The organism is Staphylococcus caprae (assembly GCF_002902725.1).
Classification (GTDB): Bacteria; Bacillota; Bacilli; order Staphylococcales; family Staphylococcaceae; genus Staphylococcus; species Staphylococcus caprae.
Window position 1 is genome coordinate 1 of sequence record NZ_PPRT01000023.1, and the last position, 7,003, is coordinate 7,003.

Genomic DNA, 7,003 nt, shown 5'->3' on the forward strand with positions numbered 1-7,003 from the left:
CTTTTCATATTTCTATAATTCCTCCTAAAAATTTAATGAACTACATTTATGAACTACATTTTTGATAATATCATTAATTTTGAAACTATGTAACACTTTTTAATATAAAATTTGTAAAAATATTGTTATTAACAGATTAAAAATATTAAGTGATATTAACTAAAAATGTGTTATATAACCTTAAAGATATTATTATTTAAATATTATTTGGAATAAGTAGAAACCTTAGATTTTAATTTTTGATAGATAAAAAAAATGATATAAATATAAATAGAGAAACGTAAAATTTCAGTAAATTTATGATAATAAGATGTAAATGTTTATATAGTTATGATAAGATGAAAAACAGATAATTTAACATGATAAACGGAGTGTCAATATAATGGATAGAGAGAATTATAAGCGTCTAGACAAAGCATATAAACCTCATTATTTGCCTGGTTTAGACGGTTTGAGGGCAATAGCAGTAATAGGGATAATTATTTATCACTTAAATACTAAATGGTTATCTGGTGGTTTCTTAGGTGTAGATACATTCTTTGTAATATCAGGCTATTTAATTACTAGCTTATTGATAAGTGAATATTATAGGAGTAAATCAATTGATTTAATTAATTTTTGGATTAGAAGAATAAAAAGATTAATACCTGCAGTGTTATTCCTAATAACTATAGTATTAATATTTACTCTGTTATTTAAACCAGATTTAATCATAAGTATAAAACATGATGCAATAGCGGCATGTTTTTATGTTTCAAATTGGTGGTATATTTTCCAAGATGTAGATTATTTCAATCAATTTTCTGTCGCACCGCTTAAACATTTGTGGTCATTAGCTATTGAGGAACAGTTTTATCTATTTTTTCCTATAATATTATTAGGATTATTAAAATTCTGTAGAAAGAAAACGATTACGCTTGTATTAATAGTCGTGTCACTTTTATCTCTATTGGCAATGATTATTATACATATGTGGACAGGAAATAATTCAAGGGTATATTTTGGTACAGATACAAGATTACAAACGTTACTTCTAGGTTGTATTTTAGCATTTATATGGCCCCCATTTTCTTTCAAGAAAAATATTTCAAAAAAGGCTAAATCAAGTATAAGTATAGTTGGCTTATTGGGGTTATTAATTTTAATATACCTATTTATAACTGTAAGTGATCAAGATAAGTGGATATATAGTGGTGGATTTTATGCCATCTCATTTTTAACTTTGTTTGTTATAGCAAGTGTAGTTCATCCTTCAAGTTTATTGAAAAAAATATTAAGTTTTAATTTATTTATTTATATAGGGAAAAGATCATACAGTCTTTACTTATGGCACTATCCAATTATAGTATTTATGAATAGTTATTTTGTTCAAGGTCAAATACCTTGGTATGTGTATATTTGTGAAGTAATTTTGATGTTTATTATGGCAGAAGTTTCATATCAATTTATAGAAACACCATTTAGAAAAAAAGGTTTTAATGCATTTACTATTTTACCGACTAAATTTGGGAAATTCACTCGAACGGTAGTCGTAGTGATATTACTTATACCTTCCATTTTTATAGTTTGTGGAGCTTATGACAGTTTAGGTAAAGAACATGAAAAACAACAAGCTTCTAAACAAAAATCTTTCAAAACTAATCATAAACCTAAACCAAAAGTATCAGAACCAGATAAAAATTCGAAAAAAGAATTCAATGTTAAAGAGACTTCACCTCTATTGTTAGGTGATTCGGTTATGGTTGATATTGGTGAAGTATTTAGTAAAAAAGTTCCCAATGCTAATGTGGATGGTAAAGTTGGGAGACAATTAATAGAAGGGAAAGATATTGTTAATCAAAAATATCAAGATTATACTAAAAAAGGACAAAACGTAGTAGTAGAGCTTGGTACAAATGGTGAATTTACGAAAGATCAACTTAATGATTTAATTAAGAGTCTAGGTAATGCAGACATTTATTTAATTACTGTCAGAGTACCAAGAGATTATGAATCAAATAATAATAAGTTAATGGAAGAAGCAGCCAAAAAGAATAAAAACGTTCATATAGTTGACTGGTATAAGGCTTCTGGTGGTCACCAAGAATATTTTGCATATGATGGTATACATCTTGAGTATAGTGGCGATAAAGCATTATCTAATGAAATAATTAAAAAAATGAAGGAAGTTAATGAAAAAGCTAATTAAATATTATCATTCGTGCATTCATTAAGTTATGAACGGTGTAGATTGATATTTTTAGTTGATCTTTGTTCTTAAATATTTTCGATTAAAAATACCACGGAGACATAAAGATCTTGAACAAGTGTTAAAAAAGGCAATTTCTATTGAAATAATATAGAAATTGCCTTTTTCGTTAGTTATTTGATTATTTTTAGCTCGTTGAGTTACTATTTTTCTTATATTAAGTGCTATTAATACAATTCTAAGTTCTCTTTTAACCTTGTTTATTCCTCGAACTGACATTCGAGTGAACCTCAAAATAGCTTTCATAAATCCAAAAACAGGTTCTACGTCAATTTTTCATTGACTATTTTTCATATTATCATCTTTCATTCTCATAAATGTCGCATCATGGTCGGTTTTAGAATAACTATTTCTATCTTTGAGAATAGATTTTTGCTTTTCATATTTGTACTTTCGTTCAGAATAATCATTGATTTTCTTTTTATATTTTTTGATTTGAGTTCACTTTTTACGTGTTTGCTTTCTTATCTTACTACAATTTTCATGTTTGATTTGATGAGTTAAATCTTCGATTTCTTTATCCAAATGCGTACCAATTAAATCAATGGCTTCATGAGTTAATTCATCATCGTTACCTTCTTTAATCTTAGGTATGATTTTGCTTTTCACTAATTCATGATAGAGCGCTTTTGAATCTTCACTCATCTTTGATTCAGAATTTTGAATACGCTTTTTCCATACAAATGTATATCTATTGGCATTAGCCTCAACTTTTGTACCATCAATAAAAATAGCTTTCTCATCTATTAAGATTTTGTTTTAGACATTGACTATGAAATTGAATAAATAAAGATTCTATTAATGCATCTACTTTAGGATTGACTCTAAATCGATTAATTGTTTTATAAGAAGGTGTTTTATTTTGTGAAAGCCACATCATTCGGATACTATCATTAAGTAGTTTTTCGATTTTACGACCAGAGAATACGGATTGAGTGTAGGCATATAAAATAACTTTTAACATCACTATATACGTAACATTTGTTGTTCTTTATATAAAAAAGGGCTAATCACAAAACTGTTGTTTTATCTTTCTTTGTGATTAGCCAATATCATTTGACACTAAATCATAAGATTTATGATTAAATTTTAAGATACTATTTTATTCTAATAGTTTCAATCAATTTAAATATATAATTAACTATTTTATAAAGAGTATCATATGATATTCTCAAAAGTTTTTTATTATAATATAATAGTGATTGAGTTATATTACTTCTACTATAAAGATAAGAGGGATTAGAGTACATGAAAAAAAAGAGTATGAGAAAGTTAATTTTTAAAATACTAACAATCATTTTTATAGTATTATTAATACTTGCAATTTTAGCACTTATATACTTAATTTCAAAAATATATATAATAGGCGATAGAATACACAAACCTTTAGATAGAAAACACTCTGAGTTAAGAAATCATAATGTGAATTTTAAGGATAAAGAACCATTCACAATAGCATTATTTGGTATAGATTCAGATAGCCAAAGGACGCAAGAAAGTCTAGGCCAACGTAGTGACTCTATAATGATTCTTTCAATTAATGAGAATAAACAGAAGACTCAAATATTAAGTATTCCAAGAGATACTAAGGCAAGAATAATTGGAAAAAGAACAGAAGAAAAAATTGCCCACGCATATGCATATGGTGGTCCAAATATGTCAGTAAAATCCCTTGAAAATTTAATGAATGTGCCTATAGATCATTATGCGACAATCGATATGGATGGCTTAAAAGAAGTAATTAATGATTTAGATGGTATAAATGTTGTAAGTAATGATACTTTTACTGTTGATGGATTGAAATTTAGAAAAGGTCAAAAAACACACGTTAATGGTACTGAAGCTATGAAGTTCATACGTAGTAGAAAAGAAGAAGGTGCAGGTGGTGATTTTGGACGCCAAAAGAGACAACAGTTAATTTTAGAGGCGATGAGTGAAAAATTGAAAAATATATCCTCACTTAAACATTTCGACTCTATAATGACTACAATACAAAAGAATGTTAAAACAGATTTAACGGTAAGTGAAATGAATACTATAAAGAATAATTATAAAGACGCAAATAAAGATATAGAAAAAAAACAATTAGAAGGTAATGGAGGTATTCAAAATGATGGCTTGTATTACTTTATACCTAGTCAAAACTCTAAAGAAAAAAATAGAGATTTAATTATAAATAATTTAAAAACAAATTAATTTTAGATTTTTACAGATAGATTGCATCTAAATTTAAAACTAACTATAATTAACAGGAGATTACTCTTTACAATAATATACTTTTATGTTTATTATATTATTAATTAAAAGTATTTAAAGTATCTAAATGCATGTACTTTAACGATATGATAGATTATTAATTTAATAGTTTCTAATGAATTGTTATCGTTTACTCGTCTGAAATATATCTTTCTATTTAAAACCAAGCATTTGATATGCTTGGTTTTTCGCTGTGAAATATTTTTAATATACTTTAATTAAGAAAGTAGGATTTTTTATGAAATTTACTACATTATCTGTTGATGAATATGAAAAATTTATAAATGATAACTTCTCCCATTACACTCAATCTTCTTCACATTTTAATTATAGATATAAATTTCAAAATGACGTTCACTTATTAGGAGTTAAAGATTCAAATAGTGAAGTAATAGCTGCTTGTTTATTAACAGAAGCTAAAATTTTTAAGCTTTTTAAATACTTTTATACTCATAGAGGTCCAGTTATGGATTTCAATAACCATGAATTAGTTGAATATTTTTATACTAACTTAACTAATTATTTAAAAAAATGTAATTGTTTATACGTTTTAACTGACCCTTATATATTACAAAGCATAAGAAGTTCTAAAGGAGATATAATAACTAGATATAATAATAAAAAATTATTGAATTTAATGCATAACTTAGGATATATACATCAAGGTTATTCAATCGGTTATTCACAAAATAGTCAAATACGATGGCTTTCAGTCTTAGATTTAAACGGTCAGTCTGAAGAAATAATATTAAAAAATATGGATTATCAAACTAGAAGAAACATCAAAAAAACTTATGAGATGAAAGTAAAAACAAAGACACTCGATATTAGTGAAACTAAACGATTCTTTAAACTTTTTAAAATGGCAGAAGAAAAACATGGATTTAAGTTTATGGGCATTGATTATTTTGAAAAAATGCAAAATATTTATAATAAAAATAGCAAGGTGAAACTAGCATATATAAATTTGAAAGAATTATTAGAAGCACAACAAGAAAAATTGAACGAATTAACTCATAATTTAGGTGAAATTAATTTAACCTTAAAAAATAATCCTAATTCCAAAAAGAATAAAAGAAAACATAATGAAATTATTCAACAATTAGAATCACAAGAAAGAAAAATATCTCAAACACAGAACTTAATAAAAGAAGATGGAGAAATTTTAGACCTGGCTGCTGCATTTTTTATTTATAATAAGCATGAGGTTTATTATCTTTCAAGTGGATCAAATCCAAAGTACAATGCATATATGGGGGCATATAGATTACAATGGGAAATGATTAAATTTGCTATAAATAAAGGTATCCCCCGTTATAATTTCTATGGTATTACTGGCGATTTTAGTGAAGAAGCAGAAGATTACGGGGTACAAAGATTTAAAGAAGGTTTTAACGCTTATGTTGAAGAATATATAGGTGATTTTATTAAACCAATAAAGCCAGGTTTTTATAGGTTGTATAAATACCTGAAAAATAATTAACTAAAAATTTATTATAATATATATGACAAATGTTCTGGTATATATACAGAATTTAAAATTTGTGTTAAAAAATTAACTTATATCACAACATCCCTAAATTCATAAAAAATGTATTTACTTTTATAAATATATTTTAATATATCTGGTTAAATATAGGAATATCTTGATATATTTATTTTGAATTTAATAATTAATCAGGATTTTCTTAATGTACAAATAAAAAGTTATAGTTCTAGTCTTTTTATTAATAACCCTATTGATAATACCTGCGTGAAGTGTAAATATCCTCTTTATTCCCATTATATAACCATTAGTTTTAAGGACATCAGTCCGATTTAATTACAAAAAACCATACCAAAAGCATTCATTCTGAGATTAGAATGAATGCTTTTTAATGAAGTGGATGTATTAGTGAATATAATTGTATGAAGTGGCTTGGCTAGCAGAGATTGTACGAGAAGTTACAACGCCTGGACCATGGCCGTAGTTCATTTCTGAAACAGTAATTGTACCATTGTTATTTACACTTTCAACATATGCTACATGACCGAATGCACCTTGTGAAGTTTGTAAAATCGCACCTTTAGATGGTGAATTATTTACAGTGTAACCTGCTGCAGCGGCAGCGTTTGCCCAGTTATTTGCATTGCCCCAAGTTGAGCCGATTTTTCCGCCAACTCTATCGAACACATAATACGTACATTGACCTGAAGTATATAAATTACCGCCTGCTGAAGAAGCATTTGATAATGAAACGCCATTTGAAGATGGTGCTGATGTAGAAGTAACGTGAACATTTCTGCTAGTTGAAGAATAGCTAGAACCTAAACCACCAGTTTGATTATAAGCTTTTGAATAAGATTGATTAGTATTACTATAATTATTGTAGTTGTAGTAATTATTTGAATTACTATAGTTAGAGTAGTTGTAATTATTGTAGTTATTGTCTAAACGATCTGGGCTCCAGTTACCTTGCCAAGTGTAATGATAGTTACCTTCTTGATCGATTGTGTATG

Annotated in this window: 5 protein-coding genes and 1 pseudogene; 3 read left to right on the forward strand and 3 right to left on the reverse strand. The window is 26.7% G+C overall.

Going from position 1 to position 7,003, the window contains the following annotated elements; genetic code table 11:
- The first annotated feature begins 382 nt into the window (after positions 1 to 382).
- A complete protein-coding gene (locus tag CD155_RS04760) occupies positions 383 to 2,188 on the forward strand; it encodes an acyltransferase family protein (RefSeq protein WP_103212680.1) in 1,806 nt (601 codons plus the stop codon).
- Positions 2,189 to 2,239: 51 nt separating this feature from the next.
- On the opposite strand, the gene CD155_RS13285 is transcribed toward CD155_RS04760, so the two are convergent.
- Together CD155_RS13285 and CD155_RS04765 are read right to left on the reverse strand one after the other, a co-directional pair.
- Positions 2,240 to 2,494 carry a hypothetical protein gene (locus CD155_RS13285; RefSeq protein ID WP_440857126.1) on the reverse strand — a complete coding sequence of 85 codons (255 nt, stop codon included), beginning with the start codon at positions 2,492 to 2,494 and terminating at the stop codon, positions 2,240 to 2,242.
- A gap of 33 nt (positions 2,495 to 2,527) precedes the next feature.
- A pseudogene (locus CD155_RS04765) lies at positions 2,528 to 3,215 on the reverse strand (transposase); the annotation flags it as partial.
- A gap of 281 nt (positions 3,216 to 3,496) precedes the next feature.
- Between CD155_RS04765 and CD155_RS04770 the strand changes: the two are divergent.
- Positions 3,497 to 4,444, forward strand: a complete 948-nt coding sequence (locus CD155_RS04770) for an LCP family glycopolymer transferase (protein WP_103212681.1) — start codon at positions 3,497 to 3,499, stop codon at positions 4,442 to 4,444.
- Positions 4,445 to 4,742: 298 nt separating this feature from the next.
- Positions 4,743 to 5,987, forward strand: coding sequence for an aminoacyltransferase (locus CD155_RS04775; protein WP_103212682.1), 1,245 nt, complete (start codon positions 4,743 to 4,745; stop codon positions 5,985 to 5,987).
- Between the two features lie 408 nt (positions 5,988 to 6,395).
- On the opposite strand, the gene CD155_RS04780 is transcribed toward CD155_RS04775, so the two are convergent.
- The coding region (locus tag CD155_RS04780; RefSeq protein WP_103212683.1) for a CHAP domain-containing protein at positions 6,396 to 7,003 on the reverse strand (608 nt) is incomplete at its 5' end.